We start from the raw sequence: 26,675 nt of genomic DNA, 5'->3' as shown, positions 1-26,675 counted from the left end.
GCTCACCTCCCCTGCAATCCGGCGCCGAGCACTGCTCTCGCCACTGGTGCCGCGACGGACCCACCGGTGGCGGCGAGTGCGCGGTCACCACCGTTCTCGACGATGACCGCGATGGCGATCTTCGGGTCCTGTGCCGGCGCGAACGCGATGTACCAGGCGTGCGGAGGGGTGTTGCGCGGATCGCTGCCGTGCTCGGCGGTGCCGGTCTTGGATGCGATCTGCACCCCCGCGATCTTGCCCTCGCCGCCGGAGTTGTTCTCCGAGCCGACCATCAGATCGGTGAGCGTGGACGCGACCTCGGGAGAGATCGACTGGCCCAGTGACGTGGGCTCGGTGGTGTCGAGGGTCGACAGATCCGGACCCTGCAGCTGGGCCACCATGTGCGGCGCCATGCGCACGCCACCGTTCGCGATGGTGGCCGCGATCTCGGCGTTCTGCAGCGGTGTCAGTGCGACGTCGCGCTGGCCGATGCTGCTCTGACCGAGGGCGGCGTCGTCCGGGATCTCCCCGACGGTGCTGTCGGCGACCGGGATCGGCACGGCCTGGTTCGCCTCGCCGATGCCGAACGCGGACGCGGCGTCCTTGACGTTCTGGGTGCCGGCGTCGATACCGAGTTCCACGAAGGCGGTGTTGCACGAGCGCGCGAACGCCTCGCGCAACGACGCGGTGGCGCCGCCGCCGCACGTGGAGCCGTTGTAGTTCTCGAGCGTCGTCGACGTGTCGGGCAGCGTGATCGTCGGCGCCGCCGTGAGCTGGGTGTCCGGGGTGGAGCCGGCCGCCAGCGCGGCCGCGGTGACGACCACCTTGAACGTCGAACCGGGCGGGTAGGTCTGGGAGACCGCGCGGTTGACCAGGGGCTCGCCCGGATCGCTGCTCAGTCGCTCCCACGCCTGCGTCGACGTCTCGCCGTCGTGCGTCGCGAGCTCGTTGGGGTCGTAGCTCGGCGTGCTCACCATCGTCAGGATCTTGCCGGTGGACGGCTCGATGGCCACGACGGAGCCTGTGTAGCCCTTCGACGTCAACTGGTCGTAGGCGACCTGCTGCATCACCGGATCGATCGTGGTGACGACGTTGCCGCCGCGGGGGTCGCGACCGGAGAGCAGGTCGAAGAACCGCTTGCCGAACAGTCGGTTGTCCGAGCCGTTCAACACTGCGTCCTCGGACCGTTCGAGAGCGGTGCTCGAGTACAGCATCGAGTAGAAGCCGGTGACCGGTGCGTTGGCGGCCGGGCTGGACGGTGCCGCGGGGTTGGCGGGGTACGTCCGCAGGTACTTGTAGCGATCGTCCGTCGCGACGGAGGCCGCGAGCACCTGGCCGCCGCTCGAGATCTGCCCACGCTGGCGTGCGTACTCGTCGAGCAGCACCCGCGAGTTCCGCGGATCCGTTCGGAGGTCGTCCGCCTTGATGACCTGGACGTACGTCGCGTTGGCGAGCAGGACGACGATCATCGCCATGACGCCGATGGCGACTCTGCGCAGAGGAGTGTTCACGGGCGCTTCACCACCTCGGTGGGAGCGTCACCGATCGGAGCCGCCGGCCCGCGTCTCTGCGGCACGACGGGCGCCCGCGCAGCGTCCGAGATCTTGATGAGCAGGGCGACCAGAGCGTAGTTCGCGAGCAGCGAGGATCCTCCGTAGGACATGAACGGTGTGGTGAGACCGGTGAGCGGGATGAGCTTGGTGACGCCGCCGACGACGACGAACAGCTGCACCGCGATGGTGACGGACAGTCCGGCGGCGAGCAGCTTGCCGAAGCTGTCGCGCACCGCGAGGGCGGTGCGCAGCCCGCGCAGCACGAAGACCAGATAGAGCATCAACACGGCTGCCAGGCCGATGAGGCCGAGCTCCTCGCCGATGGTCGCGATGATGAAGTCGGTGCTCGCGAACGGCACCTGCGACGGCCGGCCACTGCCGAGCCCGGTACCGCCCATGCCGCCGGTCGCCAGACCGAAGAGTGACTGCGAGATCTGATAGCCGGTGTCGTTGTAGTCCGCGAACGGATCCAGCCACGTGTCGGTGCGGATCTTCACGTGCCCGAAGAACTGGTACGCGAGCAGGAAGCCGAGCAGGAGCAGCGCTACACCCACGACGATCCAGCCGACGCGCTCGGTGGCGACGTAGATCATCACCAGGACCGTGCAGTAGATCAGCAGCGACGTGCCGAGATCCTTCTCGAACACCAGGACGCCGATGGACACGATCCACGCGACGACGATGGGGCCGAGATCGCGGGCGCGCGGGAAGTCCATGCCGAGCACGTGCTTGCCCGCGGTGGTGAAGAGCTCGCGCTTCGCCACGAGCACCGAGGCGAAGAAGATGAGCAGCAGGATCTTCGAGAACTCACCGGGTTGGATGCTGAAGCCGGGCAACCGGATCCAGATCTTCGAGCCGTTGACCTCGGACAACGAGGAGGGCAGGACGGCCGGCAGGGCCAGGAACACCAGACCGCCGAGGCCCAGGGTGTAGCCGTACCGCGCGAGGGTGCGGTAGTCGCGGATCAGCACGAGGACAGCGATGAACCCGGCGATGCCCAGGGCCGTCCACAGCACCTGCTGCGTGGCGTCGGCCGACGGCTCCTCGATGCCGAGGTACACCGCCGACTGCTGCGCCGCGAGGTCGAGCCGGTGGATGAGCACCAGTCCGAGCCCGTTCAGCATGGCGACGACCGGGAGCAGCAGCGGATCCGCGTGGGTGGCGAATCGACGGACCGCGGCGTGGGCGACCGCGAACATCGCGAGGTAGGCGAGGCCGTACTTCGCCAGGTCCCAGGTGATGGCCTGCTCCTGGCTCGCCTCGACGAGCACCAGCGACACCGTGGTGATGACCGCGGCCGCGCCGAGCAGTGCCGCCTCGACACCGCGTCTCGTCGACTGCGGCGGGGCGGGGGCGAACCCACCGGGCGGGCTGGGGAACGAGGCGGACGACTGGCTGGGGGTGGGCCGGTTCGGGGTCGGCAGGTTCGGAGCGGACATCACGAACCCGTCCTGCAGGTCTGGCCCGCCACCAGCGTCGGCGTCGGTGCCGGGGTGGGCTCGATCGTGGTGGTCACGGGAGCCGCCGGATCGACGGGCACCGCCGGGTCCGGAGCGGGCGGTGCGGCCGTGGGAGCAGGCGTGGCCTCGGGGGTGGCGCTCGGCGTGGTGGTTGCGCTCGCCGGCGGCGTGCACGGGGGCAGCAGGTCACCGGACGCAAGTCGCGCCACCTGGGTGCGCGCGTCGTCGAGGGTGCCCGACGGCAGACCCGAGCGCACCTGTTCGCGTGCCGAGGGCTGGAGATCGTCGACACCCAGGATCGTGCAGTCGGCGTCGCCGGGAGCGCGCAGCTCGACCGTCGCGTCCTCGGTGGCCGTGGCCCCGTCGCGGACGCAGCCGACCAGATCGACCTCCTGCAGCGAGAAGCCGAGCACCGAACCGGAGACTCCGCGCATCACCACCACGCGACCGTCGTCGGTTCCGACGTAGTAGTTACGTTGCAGCAGTTGCCATCCCACGACGAGGCCGACGACGAGAAGGGCGACCACGCCGAGGCCGGCGAGTGACCACCGGAGCTTGTGCGACTTCTTCTCCGGCACGGGCGGTGGTGTCACGACACGTTTCGGGGTGGTGCGGGGCGGCCGCATGGCGGCGGCGCGGCCGGCTGCCGTGTTCGGCGGCGGCGCGTCCTCCTCGTCGGACATCGACGCGGCTCCGGCGAGAATGGGGTGCGACTGGCCGTAGTCCAGATCGATGACGTCGGCGACGACGACGGTGACGTTGTCGGGGCCACCGCTGCGCAGCGCCAGCTCGATGAGCCGATCGGCGCACTCGTCGTTCTCGCCCTCGCGGAGCGTGTCGGCGATGGTCTCGCTGCTGACGACGTCGGACAGGCCGTCCGAGCACAGGAGATACCGATCCCCGGCGCGGGCCTCCCGCACCGTGAGCGTCGGCTCGATCTCGTTACCGGTGAGCGCGCGCATGATGAGCGACCGCTGCGGGTGCGAGTGCGCCTGCTCGGCCGTGATCCGGCCCTCGTCGACCAGGGACTGGACGAACGTGTCGTCTCGGGTGATCTGCGTCAGCTCGTCGTCGCGCAGCATGTAGGCACGCGAGTCTCCGATGTGGACGAGCCCGATCTTTCTGCCGCCGAACAGGATCGCCGTCAGGGTCGTTCCCATGCCGTCGAGCTCGGGATCCTCCTCGACCTGCTCGGCGATGGTGGCGTTGCCCTCGCGCGTCGCCCGTTCGAGCTTGCCCAGGAGATCGTCTCCCGGCTCGTCGTCGTCGAGGTGGGCGAGCGCCGCGATCATGAGCTGGGACGCGACCTCACCGGCGGCGTGCCCTCCCATGCCGTCGGCGAGAGCGAGCAGGCGCGCACCGGCGTAGACCGAGTCCTCGTTGTTGGATCGCACGAGACCGCGATCGCTGCGCGCGGCGTAGCGGAGAACCAGTGTCACGGGCGCAGCTCGATCACGGTCTTGCCGACGCGGACGGGCGTGCCCAGCGGGACGCGCACCGCCGTCGTGACCTTGGCCCGGTCGAGGTAGGTGCCGTTGGTCGAACCGAGATCCTCGACGTACCAGTCACCCCCGCGAGGAGACAGCCGTGCGTGGCGCGTGGACGCGTAGTCGTCGGTGAGGACCAACGTCGAGTCGTCCGCCCGACCCATGAGGACCGGCTGCGACCCGAGCGTGATGCGGGTACCGGCCAGCGAACCCTGCGTGACCACCAGCTGCTTGGCCACCTTCGCCTTGCGGCCCTGCAGCGACACCGGTGACGTGCGGGAGCGCGGTGCCACCCGCAGCCCGGAGGCCGCATAGATGTCCGACCGCAGGGTGCGCAGCACTGCCCAGACGAACAACCACAGGATCAGGAGGAAGCCAGCTCGAGTGAGCTGCAGAATCAATCCCTGCACAGCGTGTCACCTCCTCGTGTCACCAGAAGCCGGGTCACGGCTTTCTCGGTCGCCCGGGGACGTCCCGTCTCGGAGCATCATAAGGGCAGGCGCCGACGGCCGGTGTCGGCCGCCGCACCCGTCGCCGGTCCGGTCGTGTCAGACGATGCGGACGAGGATCTCCGAATGTCCGGCGCGGACGATGTCGCCGTCGGCCAGCTGCCAGTCCTGGACCGGTGCACCGTTCACGGTCGTGCCGTTGGTGGAACCCAGGTCGGACAGCATGGCCACCCGGCCGTCCCAGCGGATCTCGAAGTGCCGACGCGAGACGCCGGTGTCGGGGAGCCGGAACTGGGCCTCCTGGCCGCGACCGACGACGTTGCCGCCCTCGCGCAGCTGGTAGTGACGGCCGCTGCCGTCCTCGAGCTGCAGGGTGGCGGCGAGCCCGCGAGACGCGGCCGGGCGGTCGTAGTCGTCCCCGTCCGCGACCTGCTGGTAGCCCTGTGTGGCCGGCTGGTCGTACGCCGCCGCAGCGCCGTACGCCCGCGGCTGTGCGGCCTGGCCACCGTCGGCGTAGCCGCGCTGGTCGTAGTCGCCGTACGCCTGCTGACGGTCCTGACCGTGCTGATCCTGACCGTGCTGGTCGTAGCCGCCCTGGTCGTAGCCGCGCTGGTCGTAACCACCCTGGTCGTACCCGCGCTGGTCGTAACCACCCTGGTCGTAGCCGCGCTGGTCGTACCCGCCCTGGTCGTAGCCCTGCTGGCCGTAGGCGCGGGGATCGGGTCCACCCTGGTCGTACTGAGGACGGCCGTGACCGCGCGGATCCGCCGCCGGCTGTCCGTAGGCCTGGCGGTCGTACGGCTGCTGAGCGGGAGGCTGCTGGCCGTAGGCACGCGAGTCGTAGGGGGCGCGGTTCTGCGGCTGGCGTCCGTATCCCTGGTCGTAGCCGCCCTGCTCGTGACCCTGCTGGTCGTACCCGGCCTGGCCGTAGCCCTGCTGGTCGTACCCGGCCTGGCCGTAGCCCTGCTGATCGTGACCCTGTCCGTACGGTGCGCGTCCGAATCCGCCCTGCTCCTGACCGGCGGGCGGGCGGCCGTAGCCGCGGGCGTCCTGCTCGGAGTCGCCGTATGCGCGGGGCGGGCGCACCCGGTTCTCCGCCGCCGGGTCGACGCGGCCCGACGCCTCGGGGTCGTACGCCTCGGACGGGTACGCGCTGCCGTTGCGAGGGGCACGGGCGGCGACGCCCGATGCGGGCCGATCGTTGTCGCGGTCGGGCTCGTCGCCCTGGTTCTGAGTCCCTGAGTTCTGGGTCATGGGGCCGGCTCCTGATGTCGACGACGGTCGGTCTTGTGCAGTGGACTGGTGAGGTGGAGCGCTCTGCTGGGGTGACGCGTCGGGATCGACTGTTCCCGACGTGCGGAACTGTCCCGTGTGCAGTGTGGTGGACGGTTCGAAGCGGACCACCACGCGCCCGTACGTCTGCCATCCCTGGTCGGTGATGAAGTCCTGGAGATGGCGTGAGAAGGCGCGAGTGGTGAGGTCGTGGTCGGACGCGAGCCTGTCGTGATCCGACGGGCTGATGGTGATGACGTAGGCGTTGGGTGCCAGCAGATGTCCGCCGTCCAGCGTGCGGACCGACATGGTGGCCTCCTGCTGGAGGGCCGCCTCGACCTCCTGCGGCACCACACCGCCACCGAAGACGCGAGCGAAGGCGTCACCGACAGCACTCTGCAGCTTTCTCTCGAATCGCTGAACCACTCCCACGACACCCTCCTTCTCCGTCTTCGTCGGTACTGCGTCTCACATCGGTACTGCGTCCGTGCGTCGGAGACTCATGATGCTGGAACCGTCCCCGAGGCGTCCACGCCGCCGACGTCCGCGCAGGCCGTGCGGCCTCGCGTGTCCTTCCGTCGTGCGACTACCGATCCATGCTATACGCCCGGAACCGGTTCCCGGCCCCGCCTCGGGACCGGAAACCCGGACCGACGGTATGGATTTCTGCCCGAGTGACGGGTCGTGTTAATCTCGTCCCGTCGCTCGGGCGAGTGGCGGAATGGCAGACGCGCTGGCTTCAGGTGCCAGTGTCCTTCGGGACGTGGGGGTTCAAGTCCCCCTTCGCCCACCACACTGGCCGTAGCCGAGAAATCGCTACGGCCAGTAGTCTTTCATCGGACGTACGTCTCGGTGTGAGATCTCCGACGTCGAGCTCGTGCGCTCCCGGAGTATTCTCGTGAACGAACGCCGAGGTACCGCGCAACGTCGCGCACACACCCACACCACCGGGGGAACGACCAGGTCAGGCCCGAATGAGGATGCCCTGATTTGTGAATTCGACCGGTTCCTGACTTATCGTTCAGCTGCGGGGTCGACCCACAAGGATCGCCCCTGCCCGAAAACACTCGGTCACCACCTCGGAACGGATCGTTGTCCGAGAGTGGCCGGAGCCCCATCGGAGTGCGTGTTCAACGGTGAACCCGCTCTCGCATCGCCCCGCGGTGGCTCGCGTCGAATCTCGGACGTGGCCGCGCTCTCGCGGATCTTGGCTCGACTCGTCAGTTAGGCAAGACACATGCAGCTTCCCGGACACCGGTACCCATCAGCGCGCGGCCTCTACGATCCCGCCAACGAACACGACTCCTGCGGTGTCGCGTTCGTGGTCGACATGCACGGCCGACGGAGCCGCGACATCGTCGACAAGGCGATCACGGCGCTGATCAATCTCGAACACCGCGGCGCTGCGGGTGCCGAGCCCAACACGGGTGACGGTGCCGGCATCCTGATCCAGGTCCCCGACGCGTTCTACCGCGCCGTGGTCGACTTCGATCTGCCGCCCGAGGGTTCCTACGCAACCGGTATCGCGTTCCTCCCGCAGGCGCGCGCCGCGTCCGCCGAGGCTGTCGCCGGTGTCGAGCGTGTCGTGACCGAGGAGGGCCTCGAGGTTCTCGGCTGGCGCGACATCGAGACGGACGACGCCTCCCTGGGCGCGCTGGCGCGCGACGCCATGCCGACGTTCCGCCAGCTGTTCGTCGCCGCTCCCGACCGTGCACTGTCCGGCATCGATCTCGAGCGACGCGCGTTCGTCGTGCGCAAGCGCGTCGAGCACGAACTCGGCCTCGAAGGCCCCGGCAAGGACGGTCCCGGACGCGAGTCCGTGTACTTCCCGTCGCTGTCGCCGTCGACCATCGTCTACAAGGGCATGCTCACGACGCCGCAGCTGCGAGGCTTCTACCTCGATCTGCAGGACGAGCGCGTCGTCAGTGCCCTCGGTCTGGTGCACTCGCGCTTCTCCACCAACACGTTCCCCTCGTGGCCGCTGGCACACCCGTTCCGCCGTGTCGCGCACAACGGTGAGATCAACACTGTCACCGGCAACGAGAACTGGATGCGTGCCCGCGAGGCCCTCATCGAGTCGGACGTCTTCGGTGGCCCGGAGAAGCTCGAGAAGATCTTCCCGGTGAACACGCACGGAGCGTCGGACACCGCGCGCTTCGACGAGGTGCTGGAGTTCCTGCACCTCGGCGGTCGCAGCCTGCCGCACGCCGTGCTGATGATGATCCCCGAGGCGTGGGAGCACCACGACAAGATGGATCCGGCTCGCCGGGCGTTCTACCAGTACCACTCGACTCTGATGGAGCCGTGGGACGGACCGGCGTCGGTGTGCTTCACCGACGGCACCGTCATCGGCGCGGTCCTCGACCGCAACGGCCTGCGTCCGAGCCGTCTCTGGGTCACCGAGGACGGCCTGGTCATCATGGCGTCCGAGGTCGGCGTCCTCGACATCGAGCCGTCGAAGATCGTGCGCAAGGTTCGCCTGCAGCCCGGCCGCATGTTCCTGGTGGACACCGCGCAGGGCCGCATCGTCAGCGACGACGAGATCAAGGACGAGCTCGCCGCCGAGCACCCCTACCAGGAGTGGCTCGACGAGGGTCTCGTCGAGATCGACGACCTGCCCGAGCGCCCGCACGTCCACATGACGCACGACCGTGTGCTGATCCGTCAGCAGATCTTCGGCTACACCACCGAGGAACTGACCATGCTGGTCGCTCCCATGGCCAAGGCCGGCGCCGAGGCCATCGGGTCCATGGGCACCGACACGCCCGTCGCCGTGCTCTCGAACCGCCCGCGCATGCTGTTCGACTACTTCTCCCAGCTGTTCGCCCAGGTGACGAATCCGCCCCTGGACGCCATCCGGGAAGAGGTGGTCACCAGCCTCGGCGGCACCATCGGTCCCGAGCGGGATCTCCTGCAGCCCAGTGCCGAAGCATGCCGGCAGATCGTGCTGAAGTCGCCGATCCTGCACAACGACGAGCTGGCCAAGCTGGTCCACATCAACGACGACGGCACCCAGGACGGACTGCGCTCCGTGGTGGTCCGCGGCCTCTACCCGGTCGCCGAAGGCGGTGAGGGACTCCGTCGTTCGCTCGAGATCATTCGTTCGCAGGTCTCCGCGGCGATCGACGGCGGCGCGCGCATCGTCATCCTGTCCGACCGCGAGTCGAGCGAACGGCTGGCACCGATCCCGTCGCTGCTGCTGACCTCGGCCGTGCATCACCACCTCGTCCGGGAGAAGACCCGCACCAAGGTGGGGCTGATTGTCGAGGCCGGTGACGCCCGCGAGGTCCACCACATGGCCACCCTCGTCGGCTTCGGTGCCGCAGCGGTCAACCCCTACATGGCGTTCGAGTCGATCGAGGACATGATCGACCGCGACACCCTGCAGGGCATCGACTACGACAGCGCCGTCAAGAACTACATCAAGGCCGCCGGCAAGGGCGTGCTGAAGGTGATGTCGAAGATGGGCATCTCGACGCTCGCCTCGTACACCGGCGCCCAGCTGTTCCAGGTCATCGGCCTGTCGCAGGCCCTGGTCGACGAGTACTTCTACGGCGTGCAGTCGCCGCTCGGCGGCATCGACCTCGACCAGATCGCGGCCGACGTCGCGGTGCGTCACGGAGTCGCGTACCTGGACAACAAGTTCGAGCGCGCGCACCGCGAGCTCGAGACGGGCGGCGAGTACCAGTGGCGCCGCGAGGGCGAGTACCACCTGTTCAACCCGGACACGGTGTTCAAGCTCCAGCACGCCACCCGCACCGGTCAGTACTCCGTGTTCAAGGAGTACACCCGCATGGTGGACGACCAGTCCGAGCGGCTCGCGTCGCTGCGCGGACTGTTCCGCTTCAAGACCGAGGGTCGCACCCCGATTCCGATCGACGAGGTCGAGTCGGCACGCGACATCGTCAAGCGTTTCTCCACGGGTGCGATGAGCTACGGCTCCATCTCGGCCGAGGCGCACGAGACGCTGGCCATCGCGATGAACCGCCTCGGTGGTCGCTCGAACTCGGGTGAGGGCGGCGAGGACACCGCACGCTTCCTCCCCGACGAGAACGGTGACTGGCGTCGGTCGGCCATCAAACAGGTCGCGTCGGGTCGTTTCGGTGTCACGTCGAACTACCTGACCAACTGCACCGACATCCAGATCAAGATGGCGCAGGGCGCCAAGCCCGGTGAGGGCGGCCAGCTTCCGGCGCACAAGGTGTACCCGTGGGTGGCCGAGGTGCGTCACTCCACGCCGGGTGTCGGCCTCATCTCGCCGCCCCCGCACCACGACATCTACTCGATCGAGGATCTGGCTCAGCTGATCCACGACCTGAAGAACGCCAACCCGTCGGCGCGCATCCACGTGAAGCTCGTCTCCGAGGTCGGTGTCGGTACGGTCGCCGCCGGTGTCTCCAAGGCGCACGCGGACGTGGTGCTCATCTCGGGCCACGACGGCGGCACGGGCGCCACCCCGTTGACGTCGGTCAAGCACGCCGGCGCACCGTGGGAGCTCGGCCTGGCCGAGACCCAGCAGACGTTGCTGCTCAACGGTCTTCGCGATCGCATCGTCGTGCAGGTCGACGGTCAGCTCAAGACCGGTCGCGACGTCATGGTCGCCGCGCTGCTCGGTGGTGAGGAGTTCGGCTTCGCCACCGCGCCGCTGGTGGTCTCGGGCTGCATCATGATGCGCGTCTGCCACCTCGACACCTGCCCGGTGGGCGTGGCGACGCAGAACCCACTGCTGCGCAAGCGGTTCGCCGGTCAGCCGGAGTTCGTCGAGAACTTCTTCCTGTACATCGCCGAGGAGGTCCGCGAGTACCTCGCGGAATTCGGTTTCCGCACGCTCGACGAGGCCATCGGCCAGGTCGCGCTGCTGGACACCACCGCGGCGAAGGATCACTGGAAGGCGTCGAAGCTCGATCTGTCGCCGATCCTGGACGTCGCGGAGTCGGCGTTCATGAACCAGGATCTCTACTGCACCGGCACGCAGGACCACGCACTGGACAAGGCTCTCGACCAGCAACTCATCGCGCAGAGCCGCGAGGCACTGGACGAGGGCGAGAAGGTCGAGTTCTCGACGCGGATCACCAACGTGAACCGCACCGTGGGCACGATGCTCGGCCACGAGGTCACCAAGGCGTACGGCGAGGACGGTCTGCCGGAAGGCACGATCGACATCACCTTCACCGGATCGGCCGGTAACAGCTTCGGAGCGTTCGTGCCCAAGGGCATGACGCTGCGACTGCAGGGCGACGCCAACGACTTCGTCGGCAAGGGTCTGTCCGGTGGGCGGATCGTCGTACGCCCGTCGCTCCAGGCCAACTCGAGCTTCGTCGCCGAGAACAACATCATCGCCGGCAACGTGATCCTCTTCGGTGCCACCGAGGGTGAGGCGCTCATCCGCGGTGTCGTCGGTGAGCGGTTCGCCGTCCGTAACTCGGGCGCCGTCGCGGTGGTCGAGGGTGTCGGTGACCACGGGTGCGAGTACATGACCGGTGGCAAGGTCGTCATTCTCGGCGAGACCGGCCGCAACTTCGGTGCCGGCATGTCCGGCGGTGTGGCGTTCGTCTTCGACCCGAACTCGACCTTCGAGGACAACCTGAACACCGAGCTCGTCGACATCGAGGAGCTCCAGGGTGACGAGTTCGCGTGGCTCAAGGATGCGATCACGCGGCATCGTGACGAGACCGGGTCCGAGGTCGCCGAGCGCATCCTCGCGGACTGGTCGCAGCAGGTCAATCACTTCGTGAAGGTGATGCCCCGCGACTACAAGAAGGTACTGCTCGCGATCTCCGAGGCCGAGAAGAACGGCGCGGACGTGGACGAGGCGATCATGGAGGCAGCTCGTGGGTGATCCACAAGGATTTCTGAAGAACACGTCGCGGGAGCTCCCGTCGCGGCGCCCCGTCGACCTGCGCCTGATGGACTGGAAGGAGGTGTACGAGGACTTCTCCACGGACACCCTCCGCACCCAGGCCAGCCGGTGCATGGACTGTGGCATTCCGTTCTGCCACAACGGGTGCCCGCTCGGGAATCTGATTCCCGAGTGGAACGACCTGGTGTACAAGGACCGGTGGCGCGAGAGCATCGACCGGTTGCACGCCACCAACAACTTCCCGGAGTTCACGGGCCGGCTGTGCCCGGCTCCGTGTGAGGCGTCGTGCGTCCTGGGCATCAACCAGGACCCGGTGACCATCAAGCAGGTCGAGGTCGAGATCATCGATCGCGCCTTCGACGAGGGATGGGTCCAGCCCGTCTACCCGACGTACCTCACCGGCAAGAAGGTGGCCGTCGTCGGTTCCGGTCCCGCGGGTCTCGCTGCAGCGCAGCAGCTCACGCGTGCCGGCCACACCGTCACCGTGTTCGAGCGAGCGGATCGCATCGGCGGACTCCTGCGCTACGGCATCCCCGAGTTCAAGATGGAGAAGCGCCACATCGATCGCCGGTTGGCGCAGATGGAGGCCGAGGGCACCATCTTCCGAACCGGTGTCAACGTCGGTGTCGACATCACCGCGGACGAGCTCCGAGAGGAGTTCGACTCGGTCGTCCTGTCGGGCGGTGCCACCAAGGCCCGCGACCTCGAGGTCCCCGGCCGCGAGTACGGCGGCATCCATCAGGCGATGGAGTTCCTGCCCTGGGCCAACCGTGTTCAGCTCGGCGACGACGTCGTCGACCAGTACGGCCAGCCGCCCATCACGGCGAAGGGCAAGAAGGTCGTCATCATCGGCGGCGGCGACACCGGCGCGGACTGCCTCGGCACGTCGCACCGTCAGGGCGCGGCCAGCGTCCACCAGTTCGAGATCATGCCCCGCCCGCCGGAGGAGCGCGCCGGATCCACCCCGTGGCCGACGTACCCGCTGGTCTACCGCGTGTCCTCGGCTCACGAGGAGGGTGGCGAGCGCGTCTTCTCCGTCAACACGGAGCGCTTCACGGGCGAGAACGGCATGGTCACCGGACTCGACGCGCACGAGGTCGAGTTCAAGGACGGTCGCTTTGCCAAGGTCGAGGGGTCGGACTTCCACCTCGAGGCCGACATCGTGTTCCTCGCGATGGGCTTCACCGGGCCCGAGAAGCCGGGCCTGCTCACCGATCTCGGAGTGAACCTCAACGAGCGCGGCAACGTGTCGCGGACCGACAAGTGGAACACCAACGTCGACGGTGTCTTCGTGGCCGGCGACATGGGCCGCGGTCAGTCGCTCATCGTGTGGGCCATCGCCGAGGGCCGCTCCTGCGCGTCCGCGGTCGATTCGTTCCTCATGGGAAAGACGGCGCTGCCCGCGCCGATCGTGCCCACCCAGGCACCCCAGCGGTAGCGAGCCCACACCCCCGGTACGAACAGAACACCCCCTGCAGCCTGCTGCAGGGGGTGTTCTGTGTCGGGAGTCGGTGCGTCAGCGCGCTCGACGGAACAGGACGGCGGCCGCGCTGCCGGCGATCAGCAGCGTGACGAGCGTGGCCCCGGACGCGGCGACGATGCCGTCCACGTACGCCTCGCGGGCGCGGGACGCGAGGTCGGGCCCGACGTCGGGTGACATCCGGCCGGCTTCGGCCAGGGTGCCGGCGAGCGTGCCGTCTCCGGACGTGTCGGCGGGCCCCAGCACCAGGCGGTACGTGGCCACGCTGATGGAGCCGAGCACGGCGATGCCCAGTGCCCCACCGAGTTCCGCACCCGTCTCCGACACGGCACCGGCCGCGCCCGCCTTCTCCGGTGCCGCGGTGGCGAGCACCCGATCCGAGCCGAACGTCGTGCCGGTACCCACACCGAACGCAGCGATCACCATGCCGCACAGCAGGATCGCGAGCGTGGCGCCCGACCCGACGTCCGAGGGGAGGGCCACCGCACCGATCACGACGGCACCGACGAACATCACGGAGATGGCGCCGACGAGGATGACGGCCGGCGGGCGGCGCTTCATGATCAGGGGGGCCGTCAGTGAGGCGGTGGCCGTCGCGATCGCCGGGATCAGCGACCACAGTCCCGCCTCGAGGGTTCCGAGCCCCATGACGAGCTGAAGATACTGCGACAGCATCAGATTGAAGCCCGTGATGATGAAGACCGACACGAGGATGACGATCACCGCGACGGAGAAGGCCGGGGTGCGGAACAGGTCGAACTCGATGACCGGGTGCGTGCTCGCGCGTTGACGTCGCACGAACCACCAGCCGACCAGGAGCCCCACCGCGAGCGCGGCGGCCACCTGCCAGTCGAGGCCGTTCTGCGCGGCGTGCTTGAGCGCGTAGACGATACCGAGCATCGCGACGATCGAGGCGCCGACGGCGGGCAGGTCGAAGCGGCCGGGGTTCGGGTTCTTCGCCTCGGGCAGCATCACCGGCGCGGCGATCAGCAGGACCACCATGATCGGGATGTTGATGAGGAACACCGAGCCCCACCAGAAGTACTCGAGCAGCGCGCCCGCGATGACCGGGCCGAACGAGCCACCGCCGGCGAATCCGGCCGTCCAGATTCCGATGGCGACACCGCGCTGCACGGGGTCGACGAAGAGCTTGCGCAGCAACGACAGTGTCGACGGCGCGAGGGTGGCGCCGCCGATTCCGAGAAGCACCCGCGAGGCGATGAGGGCCTCCGGGGTGTGCGAGAAGGCGGCGGCGACGGACGCGATGCCGAAGACGAGCGACCCGATCATGAGCAGCCGACGGGTGCCGATGCGGTCGCCGAGGGAGCCCATCGTGACCAGTAGGCCGGCGAGCATGAAGCTGTAGATGTCGAGGATCCACAGCTGCTGCGAGCTGCTCGGCTGGAGGTCCTCGGTCAGCGAGGGCAGGGCGAGGTACAGGACCGACATGTCCATCGAGACGAGGACGATGGGGACGACGAGGACGGCGAGACCCCACCACTCGCGACGCCCCGCCCGTTCGGTGGCGGGCGTGTCGGTGCTGGTCATGCGTGATCCGTTCGAGAGTGCGTGTGGTGGTGCTCCGTGAGGGGAACACCCTGCATTGCAACACACGGAGCGGGTCGGAAAAGAATCCGCTCCAGCCGGTGAGAGGGAACGAACATGCGGGTGGCAGTACTGGGAACCGGAACGATGGGCGCGGGCATGGCGGGGTCTCTGCTCCGCGGCGACCACGAGGTGACGGTGTGGAACCGCAACGCCGATCGCGCGGCGCCGCTGAAGGACCAGGGGGCGACCGTCGCGGACGATCCGGCGGCCTGCGTCGCCGCCGCCGACGTGATCGTCACGATGCTCTACGACGAGTCGGCCACCGCGGACACGGCCACCACCTTCCTGTCCGCGGTGAAGGACGGCGCCGTGTGGGTCCAGTCCGCGACCGTCGGTCCGGCCGGCGCCCGACGGCTGGCCGATCTGGCGCAGCACCACGGGGTCGCCTTTCTCGACTGCCCGATGCTGGGGACCAAGGAGCCGGCGGAGTCGGGCAAGCTGACGGCGCTGGCCTCCGGACCCGCCGAGGCGCTCGAGTCGGTGCGCCCGGTGCTCGAGTCGTTGACGGTGACGATCGTGAACGCGGGGACGGCGCCCGGCCGGGCGAGTGCGCTCAAACTGGCGTGCAACGCGATGGTGTCCACGCTCACGGCGGCCACGGCGCAGTCACTCGCGATGGCGTCGGAACTGGGCCTGGAGCCCTCGCTCGTCCTCGAAGCGCTCGACGGTGGTCCGATCAACGCGCCGTACACACAGATGAAGGGCCGCTCGATGATCGAGCGCGACTTCACCCCGTCGTTCGGGATCGACGGCGTGGTCAAGGACGTCGACCTGATGATCGATGCGGTGGATCCGCGCACCTCCCGCCTGCTGCAGGCCGTGCGCAGTGCGTACGTGGACGCGAGCGTCGCGGGGCACGGCGCCGACGATCTGGCGGCCGTCGTCACGGCCTTCGAGAACGACGAGGGGTTCCAGGGCTGAGTCGTCAGCGGGCAGTCGGGCGATAACCGACGCCCGCCGCCGCTCCTCGCCGTACGTTCGGGTGGACCGATGACGAACGAGCGAGACGAGAACGACGATGAGTGATCTGCACGTGGTGGCCACCATTCCGGTGACGGACGGCTTCGACGAGGTGCTGGAGGCGATGCGGCAGTTCGCCGTTCTCACGCGCGAGGAGGACGGCTGCCTGGAGTACGACGTCTACACCTCGAACGCGGCGCCCGACACCATCGTCACCGTCGAGGTGTGGCGGGACCAGGCGGCCCTCGACGGGCACATGGCGTCACCGCACATGGCCGACGTCATGGGTCGCCACGGCGCCAAGCTGGGCGCCCTGGCGATCCATCCGTTGACGCCCGCCTGAGTCAGGCGAGGCGCGGTTCGTCCAGGTAGGCCGCGCGGTCGTCCTCCGGGTCGGACCGGGCGACGAGCGAGTAGACGAGACCGGACACCGCGAGCAGGGCGACCATCACGAGGACGGCGAGCCAGCCGGTCGAGTCCATGGCGTCCGCCGCGATGCGCTCGAGTCCGGCGGCGAGCCACCCGACGGGCGTGAAGGCCGCGGCCTTGCCGAAGACGGAGCTGTCGGGCGACCCGACCAGGGCTCCGCCTGCCAGGACGAGCTGGACGAGCAGCAGCACAAGGTTGATCGACTGGCCGACGGCACGGCCGAACGCCATCTGCACGGCGCCCGCCGCGGCGAGGAACGCCGCGGAACCCAGGAACAGGAAGACGATGCCGCCGAGGAGCGAGCCGAAGCTGAGACCGTCACCGACGAACCAGTAGGCGATACCCGCAGCTGCGGTGACCGCGAGGGCCCCGAGGACGGGTGCGATGCGCGCCACGCGGTCCCGACGCGTCAGCAGGCGCATCAGACTCACCGCGGCAGCCGCGGCCACGGCCACCAGTGCCGCGATCAGGTAGTAGTTCGACGGGGTGCTTCCCTGCACGACGAGGGTGGTCTGCGTCTGACCGTTCTCGTCGGTGGTCGTGGTCGCCGCTACTGCGTTGGCCGCGGGCAGCGAGGTCTGCGCGGTCTTCACGTTGGTCTGCAGGCTGCTGACGACGCCGCCGATCGGCTCGATGCCGGTCGTGATCTGGTCGGTGCCCGCCTTCAGCTGCTTGCCACCGTCGTCGAGCTGGATGATGCCGTCGTTCAGCTGGCCGGCGCCCGTGGAGAGCAGCGCGCTGCCGTCGACGGCGGTGTTCACGCCGGTGACGAACTCACTGGACGGATCGTCGAGCTGGAACGCGAGCAGGGCGGCGCCGTCGCGCAGCTGGTTGATCTGGGAGACGGTGTCGGGGCCGATGCCTTGCGCGTTCAGCGTGTCGATGAGCTCACGCAGCTGCCGTGCCGCGTCGGTGGTGATCGGGTTGTTCAGCACCTCGATGCGGTTCGCGACGTCCGCGATGGACGAGGTGACCTGGGCCTGCTTCTCGCCGAGCGCCAGCAGGGGCGTCGTCAGCTGGTTCACGCCGCCGCTGATCTGCACGGCGCCGTCACCGAGCTGGCCCACTCCGCCCTGCAGCTGCACGAGTCCGCCGGCCAGCTGAGAGTTGCCGTCCGCGAGCTGCTGGGACCCGGAGCGCGCCTGCCCGAGGCCGTCGGAGAGCTGGGTGACTCCGTCGGTGAGCTGCGGCGCCGCGTCGGTCAGCTGAGTGAGTCCACCGCTGAGCAGGCTCAGGGGCAACTGCGTCTGGGTGAGAGCCGAGCGCGTCTTCGCCAGCGGGTCTCCCGCGGCGGAGGTGCCGCCGTCCGTGCCCTCGGAACCGTCTGCCGAGGTGGTGGTCTCGGAACTGCTCTGCGAGGCCAGGGGAACGACGTCGTTCCCGCTGAACGACGCGTAGAGGCCGGCCAGGAGCAGGGGGAGGGCGATCACGAGAACGACGATCACGGGCCGCGACAACGTGGCGACGAGACCCGAACGCGGGGCACCGTGTGCTGAGGGAGAAGTCATGATACTGCTCAGGCTAACCGGTGCCGACGCGCTCGACGGACCGTGCCGAGCACCGATCGTGCCCGTAATGCCCGGTGACCTGCGCGATTAAGAAGTCGGTGAGGATCGTGCGCGGTTCCGGGGGAGCAGATCCCACACGTGCTGCGTCTCGTTCACCGACGCTACCGTACGTCTGCCGCTGCGCGAGAACAGTATTCGCGTGACCGAGACGTAGTCGATCGGGAAGGTCAGAGGCATGGCGGTGCCGAGCAGATCCTGCAGGTGGACGTTGATCACCCCGCCGTGGGCGAAGATCGCGACCGTGTCCTCCGGCTCCGCGTCCCGCACCACCGAGGCGATGTCGTCGAACACCCGTCGGCGGAAGGCGTCGGCGTCCACCGCGCTCGGCAGATGCCCGGCCTTGATGCGCTCGAACTCGGCGGGGAACTTCTCGCGCGCCTCCTCGATGGGGAGGTAACCCGGGAAGTCGCGGTCGTACTCAGCCAGACCGTCGAGCACGTCCACCGGGAGTCCGGTGTCCGCGGCGAGCGGTTCCGCGGTCTGCCGGGCGCGCAGTTGTGGACTGCTGACGATGCGCGCGAGCCGATGGGCGCGCAGCCCGTCGGGCACGCGCGCGGCCTGCTCGAGTCCCAGCGGTGCGAGGGCGGGATCGGCATCCGCGTCGGAACGCAGCGGGAGAGCGTGGCGGATCAGCAGCAGTTGCACAGCGGCCACTGTCTCACGGTCACGAGAGCGTTCCGAGTTCTGCCACCAACCGTGCCGGCGCCGTCCGCCGGAACGACATGTCGAGCAGTTCGTCGACCTCGCTCCAGTCGGGGGTCCCGATCGTCAGGTCGAGTCCCACCCAGCCGCTCGCCGCGGTGTACGCGGGCTCGAAGAATCGCTCGTCGTCCAGCAGCGCCGCTCGCTCGTCGGTGTCGGGCAGGACCTGCAGCGACCGATCCCAGCGGGTGGAGGGGTGATCCCCCTTCACCGTGGCGCCGTAGATCGCGAAGACCTTCGTGGTGCGGAAGTTGGGGCGGCCGTGGGAGACCTTCTCGGTGGCGCCCGGCAGGCGCAGGGCTCGCTCCCGCACCGTGGCCAACAACGGATCGTCGTCGCGGAATCGCACAGGATGCTCCATGACCGAGGAGACTAGGCCCTCGTCATCGAGCCGGGCGGTCGATCGCCATCACCACGTGGTCGGTGGGGTCGATCGGATTGTCCGGGGTGAGGTGGGCCTCGGCGACACGTCGGTACCCGGCCTTCTCGAGCGCCCGCCACGACGCCACGTTGCCCGTGGCCACCGGCACGACGACGCACGTCGCGCTCGGGTACCGCCGCCACGTGTCGGCCGTGAACTCGATCAGCACGCGGGTGCCGAGGCCGTGCCCGACGAGGTGCGCCTCGCCGATGAGGTAGTCGATGGTGACGGCCTCCGCGGGCACCGCCCAGAACGGCGCCAGCTCGTCGACGTACTCCGGGTAGTCGTGCCACCGGGCGCGCTGGAGCAGGCCGACGGGGGTTCCGTCGTCGAGAGCCAGCACGTCCTCGGACGGCTCCTCGCCGCGGGCGGACGCCCCGAAGTCGCGGGCGACGGCCTCGGCGGTGACCTCGTGGTTCCACCACCGCGCCACGTGGGGGTGCGACAACCAGCGCGCGAGCAGCGGAAAGTCGTTCTCGGTGACCCGCCGGAAGGTGATCATGATCAGCGCATGGACACGAGTTCGTGCACGTCGTCGTACGGGAGCATCCCGTCCACCGTGGCCATGACCTGCATGCGGTCCAGAACGATGTAGCCGTCGTGGTTGTCGAGGAACGCGGTGTCGGACGCGTCCCGCCCGGTCGCGATCCGCACCAGGCTCTGCCTCGGGGCCAGCCGCGTCGCGTCGACCACACGCCAGACACCGTCGACGTAGGCCTCCGCGACGGCGTGGAAGTCCATCGGGTCGCAGCCGGGTGCGTAGACCGCGACGAGTCGGGCCGGCACGGTCATGGCGCGCAGCAGTGCGACGACGAGATGCGTGTAGTCGCGGCAGACTCCGCTGCCCGCGAGGAGCGTGTCGGTGGCGCCGTCGATGGGGTCGCTGCTGCCGGGTACGTAATGGAGACGGCGGCCGACCCAGGCGGACACGCGCTCGAGCACGTCGGCATCCGAGGTGTAGCGCCCGAACTCGGTCTCGGCGAAGCCCAGGAACTTGTCCGACTCGCTGTAGCGGCTCGGCCGCAGGTAGACCGACAGGTCCCGCTCGACCACCGGGGCGGGATCCGCCTCGCCCTCCACGCGGGCGCGGTAGTCGACGACGAGTTGACCACGCCCACAATCGAATCGGTGGATGCGCCCCCCGGTCTCCGCGCGGATCTCCGTGGGTGTGATCTCCTCGCCGTCGAGCCGGAACGACAACGATTCGGTGACCGTCGTCCCCGGTAGCTGCGCGACCGCGATCTGAAACTCGAGGTTGGTGGGGTCGACGACGGTCACGTCGAGGTGGGCAGATACGTCACGCGTCACTACCGCATGATGCCACCGGTCACGGGCGGAAGATCGCCCGGACCGCGTGTGGTCCGGAAGCCCCGCGCTTCGATGACTTTCGATCCGCCGCCATGTCTGTCCAGTGGCAGGCCTGTCCAGTGGCAGGTCTCGAACACGACGGAGGATGTGGAGTCGCATGTCGAACGAGTTGGACAGAGAGCGCGTCGCGGCACTGACCGCGACGCAGAGGCAGGCAACGGTCGCGGTACTCGAAGGACTGTCGAACACCGAGTGGCAACAACCGACTCTGTGCGAGGGTTGGACCGTTGCCGACCTGGCGGCGCATCTGTCGATGTCTTTTCGGGTGAGCTTGCCCAAGTTGTTGGTGACGATGATTCGAGAACGCGGCAGCTTCGACCGCGCGGCCGACCGTCTTGCCCGCCGTGACGCCGCGACGATGGGCCGAGTCGAACTGATTGCCGCGCTCCGAGACAACATCACCACCGAGTGGAGTCCACCGGGAGGTGACCTCGTCGATTCGTTGTGCCACGACGTCGTTCACGGACTCGATCTGACGGAGGGACTGGGACTGCCCGCGACCGCCACGACGCCGCAACTGGAGGTGGTGCTTCGCACGATCGAGTCCAGGAATCGGATGGCCTATTTCGGCGCCGACCTCGACGGGTGTGCACTTCAGGCGTCCGACATCGACTTCCGCATCGGAGACGGCGACACCTTGATCTTGCCGGCGAAAGCGGTTGTCCTGATCCTCACCGGCCGGGCGACCGTGCACGATCATCGTGGAGCGTGACAGATCGGCCCCCGACTCCGGCACGGCCGCACCTGTGATCCGATGCCCGGGAGGCCCACCGCCCTCCTCAGCCCGCTTCGCGCCCATCCTGCACCGTCGGGCCCGCACCCAGAGCCCACCGGATGGCGGTGGTGACGGCGATGCCGCTCGCGCGCACGGCGGTGGCCTCGGTGATCGGGAGGTAGGGGAGCCGGAGCGGGAAACGGGTCCAGCGCGGCATCATCGACACCGCCACCGACGACAGCAACCCGTAGGCGGGGCGTACTGCCAACGGAATCGGTGGGTTGAGCAGGATGAAGCGGGCGGTGCGACGTGCTGCGGGAGTGCCGCGCAGTTCGGGCCGGTACATCGCCAGCATCTCGTTCAGCTCGTCGACCGTCTCGGGCACGTCCTCGGCGCCGAGCCCGCGAGCGACCCAGGCCGACTCCCGGACGTAGGCGTCGCGGCCGCCGGCATCGAGAGGTCGGGCACCGTAACGATCGTGCGCGCGCAGGAAGCTGTCGATCTCCGCGACGTGGACCCACCGCAGCAGGTGCGGATCCGACGCGGCGTACGGCCGCCCGTCCGGCGCGACACCCGTGATGCGCTTGTGCACGGCGCGCACGATCCGCACGGCGCGCTCCGCGTCCTCGATGGTGCCGAACGTGGTCTCGGCGAGGAACGTGCTGGTGCGTTGCAGACGGCCCCACGGGTCGCCGCGGTAGCCGGAGTGCTCGTCCACGGCAGCCATCGCCAGCGGGTGCAACGACTGCAGGAGCAGGGCGCGCATTCCGCCGACGAACATCGACGCATCGGCGTGGACACGCTGGATCGCCGAATCGGGGCCGTACCGACGCGGCCCCTCGGCCAGGTGGATCCGGTCGCGTCGAGCGGGGCCCTCGTCGCCCGCGACCCGCGCGAAGATGGTCTCGCCCACTCGGGTCTGGACCGTGCGCAGAGGATTCATCTCTCCAGTGTGCGCTCGCGCGGCGTTCAGCCGGTGGAGACAGTTCTCACCAGCGCCGCGACTCGCCGGGGCTGATCGATCATGGCGTGGTGGTGCGACGGGGACACCACGGCGAAGCGGCCGCCGAGGTAGCGGGCCAGACGCTGCTGGCGCCGCAACCACTGCGCTCCCCACGGGGTCCGTCGTCCCGTGTGCGCGGCGGCCACGATGACGGGGACGGACGGAACGGGCGTCGCGCGGCGCAGGCGGTTCAACTCGAGGGCCATGTCGGCGTACACCGCGTACTCGATCGCGGCGGCCTCCAGATAGGAGGGATCGCGGTAGATGCGGCGGAGATCGTCGATTCGGTCGGGCGCGTACCCGTCCGGGGGAATGGCCTGCGTCAGGACGTGGCGCACCGGATCGGCGAGCAACCGTTGCAGACCGGCGGCCGAGACGATGCGGGCGATCACGCGAGTCACCGGAATGCGGATGCGCGGCGGCACCAGGGCCGACGGCGACTTCTCGACGCTCGAGTCGAGCAGCACGAGCCCCGCCGTGCGCGCGGGGTACGACCGCGCGAAGCCCTCGACGTAGAAGCCGGCCATCGAGTGCCCCACCAGGACCACGGGGTCCGTCATCGCGAGGGCGTCCAGGACGGCGAGGATGCGATCGGCCTCCTCGTGCACCGTCGGCACCCGGTCCGGAGGCAGAGGTTCGCTGTCGCCGAAGCCTGGTCGATCGATGGCCACCGTCGTGTGGCCGGCCGCCACCAGCAGCGCGGACACGTCGATCCAGTCGTGCCACGTCGAGGCGAGCCCCCCGCACAGCACGACGACCGGGGCGGGCGCCGCCGCCGCGTCAGGACGGGAGACCACCACGTGCACGGCGGTCCCCAGTACGTCGACGACCACCTCGCCGTTCGGTTTCATGTGAAACATTCAGCTCCGCGGCTTGGCCAACGGGAACGCGAGGGTCTCGCGGATCGACCCGCCCGTGATGAGCATGACCACCCGGTCGACACCCATTCCGAGGCCACCGGTCGGCGGCATGCCGTGCTCGAGCGCCTGGAGGAAGTCCTCGTCCAGTTCCATCGCCTCGGGATCGCCGCCCGCGGCGAGCATCGACTGCGCGGTGAGACGAGCGCGTTGGTCGACGGGGTCGGTCAACTCGCTGTACGCGGTGCCCAACTCGACCCCCCACGCCACCAGATCCCACTTCTCGGCGACGCCCGCGATGCTGCGGTGGGGCCGAGTCAGCGGGGACATCGACGTGGGGAAGTTGGTGTAGAACGTCGGGAACTCGGTGAAGTCCTCGACGAGGTGCTCGTACATCTCCTGCGCCACGGCGCCCTCGTCCCAGGTCGACTGATACGGGACGTCGTGCAGATCGCACAGACGCTGCAGCTCCGCGAGCGGTGTGTCGGGCCGGACGTCGGCACCGATCTTCTCCGCGACGGCGCCGTGCATGGTCTTCACCGGCCACTCGCCGGAGATGTCGATCTCCGTCATGGTGCCGTCCTCGGCCGGCCGGTAGATCACCTCGCGGCCGTGCGCGGCCACGGCGGCGCGCTGGATCAGCTCCCGGCACAACACCATCGCGCGCTCGTAGTCGCTGTGCGCCTCGTAGGCCTCGAGGATCGTGAACTCCGGATTGTGCTTGAAGTCGGCGCCCTCGTTGCGGAACACGCGACCGATCTCGAAGACCCGCTCCATGCCGCCGACGCACAGCCGCTTGAGGTACAGCTCCGGCGCGATACGGAGGTAGAGATCGAGGTTGTAGGCATTGATGTGCGTGAGGAAGGGTGCCGCGTTCGCGCCGCCGTGAATCTGTTGCAGGATCGGCGTTTCCACCTCCATGTATCCGCGGTCGCCCAACGTGTCGCGCAGCGACTTCACCACCGCGCTGCGGGCACGCATGAGGGCGCGCGCCTGCGGATTGATCTCCATGTCGACGTAGCGCTGACGCACCCGCGCCTCGGGGTCGGTGAGCCCGCGGAACTTGTCGGGCAGCGGGTGCAGCGATTTCGCGTTCATGCGCCAGTCGCTCACCAGCAGCGCGAGCGCTCCGGTGCGACTGCGACCGACAACTCCCGTGCAGGAGATCAGGTCGCCCAGGTCGAAATCGGAGGTGAAGCGTCGCAACCGATCTCGATCGATGCGCTCGCTGTCGAGGAGGATCTGCAGGTCCCCGCTCCAGTCGCGCACGAGGCCGAAGACGACGCCGCCGTAGTCGCGGATGCGCAACAGGCGACCGGACACGCGCACGGTGGTGCCCTCCGGGGCGTTCGCCGCGGCGTCCACGGTGTGGGTGGGCGGATGCGCGACGGGGTAGGCGTCGACGCCGTCCGCGGAGAGCCTGTCCAGCTTGGACATCCGAACCCGGACCTGTTCCGGCCGTCGCCGGCCGGGCAGCGTGTCGACGGGTGTGTCGTCGGGCTCGCTCCCGTCGGCGTGCAGCGTGCCGTCGGCCAGCAGTGCGGCGGGAACAGCCTGTCGGGTGCCGGTGTGAGTGCGTGCACCGAGGCCCGGCAGCGTGAGGAAGCCCTCCGCGATGGCCGATGCGGTACCCACCTTCGGCAGATCGCGGTTGTCCTCGAAGCACAGATACCGCGGTACCCACTCGGGCTGGTACTTGAGGTTCGATCGGTACAGCGCCTCGAGCTGCCACCATCGCGAGAAGAACACGAGCGTCGAACGCCACAGGCGCAGAACAGGTCCCGCACCGATGCGGCCGCCCTCCTCGAACACGGAGCGGAAGACGGCGAAGTTCAGGGACACCTTGGTGATGCCCACGGTGTCCGAGCGGGACGCGAGCTCGGAGACCATGAGCTCGACGGTGCCGTTGGGTGAGGCGGGATCACGGCGCATGAGGTCGAGCGATGCTCCGCTCGCGCCCCAGGGCACGAGGGAGAGGGTGCCGACGACGCGGTCGTCCGCATCGAGCACGGCCTCGACGAGCAGGCAGTCGCCGTCGAGAGGGTCGCCGAGGCGCCCGAGTGCCATGGAGAACCCGCGTTCGGTCTCGGTGTCACGCCAGCGGTCGGCACGCTCGACGATGCCCGGCCACTCGTCCTCGGGGATGTCGCGATGCCGTCGGATGCGCACCGTCACGCCCTTGCCGCGCGCCCGATTGACCGCCTGGCGCACCGGGCGCATGTCGGGTCCGTTCAGGCTGAACGAGCGGGTCTGCAGGATCGCCTCGTCGCCGAGTTCGAGCACGGCGAGTCCCGCCCGCCGGAACGCGGCGGCACCGGTCTCGCTCGCTCCCATCACCGCCGGGGCCCACCCGTACCGAGACGACATCTCGAGCCACGCCTCGATCGCGTGAGGCCAGGACTCCTCGAGGCCGATGGGATCGCCGCTGGCGAGGCACACTCCGACCTCGACGCGATAGGTGATGGCGGCCTTGCCGTTCGGTGCGAAGACCACCGCCTTGTCGCGGCGGGTGGCGAAGTAGGCCAACGAGTCGTCGTGGCCGGAGCGGGCGATGAGTCCGCGTAGCGCCGACTCGTCCGTGCCGGTGAGGGCGTTGCTCGCACGCTGCGAGCGGAACAGTGTCACCACCGCCGCGGCGAGGGCGACGAAGGCGAGCAGTCCCAGAAGAAAGTTGAGGAATCCGTGTGGTCGGCCGCTGAACTGCTCGTTGTCCACCAGTGCCAGGCCGGCCACTCGGTTGAGTGACCACAGGAAGGTCTCGTTCCGCGGCAGCGAACCCGGGAAGGCCTCGAGCAGCGCCCAGCCGGCGAGGATGCCGACGATCAGACCGGTGACGAGAACACCGAGTGCCTTCCATCCGGCGCCGCGTCGAACCTTGGTGTCGAACTCGGTGCGGGAGGCGAGCAGCAGTGCGAGCACCGCGACCTGCAGGACGAGGCCGATCCAGGACCCGACGCTGCCGGGATCGTCCACCAGGGTCGATACGTTCACCACCGCGGATCCGGCCGTGTAGAGAAGAGCGATCCACCACGCGACGCGTTTGCGCGTCGACAGCGCCGCGGCGACCAGCGCGACCACGAAGCCGTAGGACAGGCTCGTGTCGGGAGCGTCGATGACGTACGAGTCGAGCCACTCGCGGGGTACGTGGACGAGGGCTCGGAGCGCGGGTGACAGGCTCCACAGGAGGACCAGCGTCGCGTAGACACCGAGCACGAGGCCGACGTGGTGCGGCACCTGCCGCAGGCGCCCCTTGTGGCGCGACCGGCGATCGGCGCGGGCGACGCGGGACGCGTCGGACAAGCCTGACGGGGACGGTGATGCAGTGCCCGCGGCGGATGCCGCCGGGGTCGCCTGTGTGGCCATGATCGAGCGCCTCCTGCCGGGACCGTGGATGACGGGACGAGCCCGTGCTCCGCAGGACACAGGCTGTGACAGACAACTATGCAGCGTTCGATGCCGCCGCGCGCCCTGTGCTGCGCGGCGGGTCGTCACGAAGGGCCGGGA

19 protein-coding genes and 1 tRNA gene are annotated in these 26,675 nt (G+C 69.0%); 6 read left to right on the top strand and 14 right to left on the bottom strand.

Translation table 11 applies throughout. The features are described 5' to 3' along the window. Positions 1–2: 2 nt before the first annotated feature. The 5 genes from ASG69_RS04690 to ASG69_RS04670 form a co-directional block, all read right to left on the bottom strand. Positions 3–1,490, bottom strand: coding sequence for a penicillin-binding transpeptidase domain-containing protein (locus ASG69_RS04690; protein ID WP_027505927.1), 1,488 nt, complete (start codon positions 1,488–1,490; stop codon positions 3–5). Beyond that, positions 1,487–2,971: an FtsW/RodA/SpoVE family cell cycle protein gene (locus ASG69_RS04685; RefSeq protein ID WP_056442124.1), complete on the bottom strand. Its 1,485-nt coding sequence runs from the start codon at positions 2,969–2,971 to the stop codon at positions 1,487–1,489. The genes ASG69_RS04690 and ASG69_RS04685 overlap by 4 nt, the downstream gene beginning before the upstream one ends. Beyond that, complete coding sequence (locus tag ASG69_RS04680) at positions 2,971–4,431, bottom strand: PP2C family protein-serine/threonine phosphatase (RefSeq protein WP_056440824.1); 1,461 nt, start codon at positions 4,429–4,431, stop codon at positions 2,971–2,973. The genes ASG69_RS04685 and ASG69_RS04680 overlap by 1 nt, the downstream gene beginning before the upstream one ends. After that, complete coding sequence (locus tag ASG69_RS04675; RefSeq protein WP_027505924.1) at positions 4,428–4,889, bottom strand: FHA domain-containing protein FhaB/FipA; 462 nt, start codon at positions 4,887–4,889, stop codon at positions 4,428–4,430. Before ASG69_RS04675 ends, ASG69_RS04680 begins: the two co-directional genes overlap by 4 nt. A gap of 138 nt (positions 4,890–5,027) precedes the next feature. Continuing rightward, positions 5,028–6,632 (bottom strand): DUF3662 and FHA domain-containing protein, encoded by a 1,605-nt coding sequence (locus ASG69_RS04670; protein ID WP_056440822.1) that lies wholly within the window; start codon positions 6,630–6,632, stop codon positions 5,028–5,030. A 275-nt stretch (positions 6,633–6,907) separates the two neighbouring features. On the opposite strand from ASG69_RS04670, the gene ASG69_RS04665 reads away from it, so the two are divergent. From ASG69_RS04665 to ASG69_RS04655, 3 genes are all read left to right on the top strand, one after another. Further along, positions 6,908–6,993, top strand: a tRNA-Leu gene (locus ASG69_RS04665). A 444-nt stretch (positions 6,994–7,437) separates the two neighbouring features. Further along, entirely contained in the window at positions 7,438–12,039 is a 4,602-nt protein-coding gene (gene gltB / locus ASG69_RS04660; protein ID WP_056440819.1) for a glutamate synthase large subunit, read from the top strand. Further along, complete coding sequence (locus ASG69_RS04655) at positions 12,032–13,498, top strand: glutamate synthase subunit beta (protein WP_027505921.1); 1,467 nt, start codon at positions 12,032–12,034, stop codon at positions 13,496–13,498. The genes gltB and ASG69_RS04655 overlap by 8 nt, the downstream gene beginning before the upstream one ends. Positions 13,499–13,576: 78 nt before the next feature. On the opposite strand, the gene ASG69_RS04650 is transcribed toward ASG69_RS04655, so the two are convergent. Then, positions 13,577–15,088, bottom strand: a complete 1,512-nt coding sequence (locus ASG69_RS04650; RefSeq protein ID WP_027505920.1) for an MFS transporter — start codon at positions 15,086–15,088, stop codon at positions 13,577–13,579. Between the two features lie 114 nt (positions 15,089–15,202). Between ASG69_RS04650 and ASG69_RS04645 the strand changes: the two genes are divergently transcribed. Further along, on the top strand, positions 15,203–16,069 hold the full coding sequence (locus tag ASG69_RS04645; protein WP_056440816.1) for an NAD(P)-dependent oxidoreductase: 867 nt from the start codon (positions 15,203–15,205) through the stop codon (positions 16,067–16,069). A 97-nt stretch (positions 16,070–16,166) separates the two neighbouring features. Then, on the top strand, positions 16,167–16,451 hold the full coding sequence (locus ASG69_RS04640) for a putative quinol monooxygenase (RefSeq protein WP_027505918.1): 285 nt from the start codon (positions 16,167–16,169) through the stop codon (positions 16,449–16,451). A gap of 1 nt (position 16,452) precedes the next feature. Here ASG69_RS04640 and ASG69_RS04635 read toward each other — a convergent pair whose 3' ends face one another. From ASG69_RS04635 to ASG69_RS04615, 5 genes are all read right to left on the bottom strand, one after another. After that, entirely contained in the window at positions 16,453–18,045 is a 1,593-nt protein-coding gene (locus ASG69_RS04635; protein ID WP_082544261.1) for a hypothetical protein, read from the bottom strand. A gap of 87 nt (positions 18,046–18,132) precedes the next feature. Next, positions 18,133–18,750 (bottom strand): histidine phosphatase family protein, encoded by a 618-nt coding sequence (locus tag ASG69_RS04630; protein ID WP_027505916.1) that lies wholly within the window; start codon positions 18,748–18,750, stop codon positions 18,133–18,135. A gap of 19 nt (positions 18,751–18,769) precedes the next feature. After that, positions 18,770–19,168, bottom strand: coding sequence for an MmcQ/YjbR family DNA-binding protein (locus ASG69_RS04625; RefSeq protein WP_056440808.1), 399 nt, complete (start codon positions 19,166–19,168; stop codon positions 18,770–18,772). A 22-nt stretch (positions 19,169–19,190) separates the two neighbouring features. After that, the gene (locus tag ASG69_RS04620) at positions 19,191–19,730 is read right to left on the bottom strand and encodes a GNAT family N-acetyltransferase (RefSeq protein WP_056440806.1); all 540 of its coding nucleotides are present in this window, start codon (positions 19,728–19,730) and stop codon (positions 19,191–19,193) included. 2 nt (positions 19,731–19,732) lie between these two features. Further along, on the bottom strand, positions 19,733–20,536 hold the full coding sequence (locus ASG69_RS04615; RefSeq protein ID WP_056440802.1) for a transglutaminase-like domain-containing protein: 804 nt from the start codon (positions 20,534–20,536) through the stop codon (positions 19,733–19,735). Between the two features lie 157 nt (positions 20,537–20,693). Between ASG69_RS04615 and ASG69_RS04610 the strand changes: the two genes are divergently transcribed. Beyond that, positions 20,694–21,308 (top strand): maleylpyruvate isomerase family mycothiol-dependent enzyme, encoded by a 615-nt coding sequence (locus tag ASG69_RS04610; protein WP_051613396.1) that lies wholly within the window; start codon positions 20,694–20,696, stop codon positions 21,306–21,308. Between the two features lie 67 nt (positions 21,309–21,375). Here ASG69_RS04610 and ASG69_RS04605 read toward each other — a convergent pair whose 3' ends face one another. The 3 genes from ASG69_RS04605 to lysX are packed head-to-tail and all read right to left on the bottom strand — an operon-like array spanning position 21,376 to position 26,534. Next, complete coding sequence (locus ASG69_RS04605; protein ID WP_027505911.1) at positions 21,376–22,254, bottom strand: oxygenase MpaB family protein; 879 nt, start codon at positions 22,252–22,254, stop codon at positions 21,376–21,378. Between the two features lie 26 nt (positions 22,255–22,280). After that, entirely contained in the window at positions 22,281–23,174 is an 894-nt protein-coding gene (locus ASG69_RS04600) for an alpha/beta fold hydrolase (protein WP_056440799.1), read from the bottom strand. Next, positions 23,175–26,534, bottom strand: a complete 3,360-nt coding sequence (gene lysX / locus ASG69_RS04595) for a bifunctional lysylphosphatidylglycerol synthetase/lysine--tRNA ligase LysX (protein WP_082544260.1) — start codon at positions 26,532–26,534, stop codon at positions 23,175–23,177. Positions 26,535–26,675: the final 141 nt, after the last annotated feature.

Source organism: Rhodococcus sp. Leaf225 (genome assembly GCF_001426145.1).
In the GTDB taxonomy this organism is placed as follows: Bacteria; Actinomycetota; Actinomycetes; order Mycobacteriales; family Mycobacteriaceae; genus Rhodococcoides.
This window is presented reverse-complemented; position numbering and strand designations above follow the sequence as displayed.

Coding starts and splice junctions, on each gene's coding strand:
- ASG69_RS04625 (WP_056440808.1), bottom strand. CDS start 19,168: ATGGAGCATCCTGTGCGATTCCGCGACGACGATCCGTTGTTGGCCACG.
- ASG69_RS04650 (WP_027505920.1), bottom strand. CDS start 15,088: ATGACCAGCACCGACACGCCCGCCACCGAACGGGCGGGGCGTCGCGAG.
- ASG69_RS04605 (WP_027505911.1), bottom strand. CDS start 22,254: ATGAATCCTCTGCGCACGGTCCAGACCCGAGTGGGCGAGACCATCTTC.
- ASG69_RS04635 (WP_082544261.1), bottom strand. CDS start 18,045: ATGACTTCTCCCTCAGCACACGGTGCCCCGCGTTCGGGTCTCGTCGCC.
- gltB (WP_056440819.1), top strand. CDS start 7,438: ATGCAGCTTCCCGGACACCGGTACCCATCAGCGCGCGGCCTCTACGAT.
- ASG69_RS04620 (WP_056440806.1), bottom strand. CDS start 19,730: ATGATCACCTTCCGGCGGGTCACCGAGAACGACTTTCCGCTGCTCGCG.
- ASG69_RS04610 (WP_051613396.1), top strand. CDS start 20,694: ATGTCGAACGAGTTGGACAGAGAGCGCGTCGCGGCACTGACCGCGACG.
- lysX (WP_082544260.1), bottom strand. CDS start 26,534: ATGGCCACACAGGCGACCCCGGCGGCATCCGCCGCGGGCACTGCATCA.
- ASG69_RS04645 (WP_056440816.1), top strand. CDS start 15,203: ATGCGGGTGGCAGTACTGGGAACCGGAACGATGGGCGCGGGCATGGCG.
- ASG69_RS04600 (WP_056440799.1), bottom strand. CDS start 23,174: ATGTTTCACATGAAACCGAACGGCGAGGTGGTCGTCGACGTACTGGGG.
- ASG69_RS04640 (WP_027505918.1), top strand. CDS start 16,167: ATGAGTGATCTGCACGTGGTGGCCACCATTCCGGTGACGGACGGCTTC.
- ASG69_RS04685 (WP_056442124.1), bottom strand. CDS start 2,971: ATGTCCGCTCCGAACCTGCCGACCCCGAACCGGCCCACCCCCAGCCAG.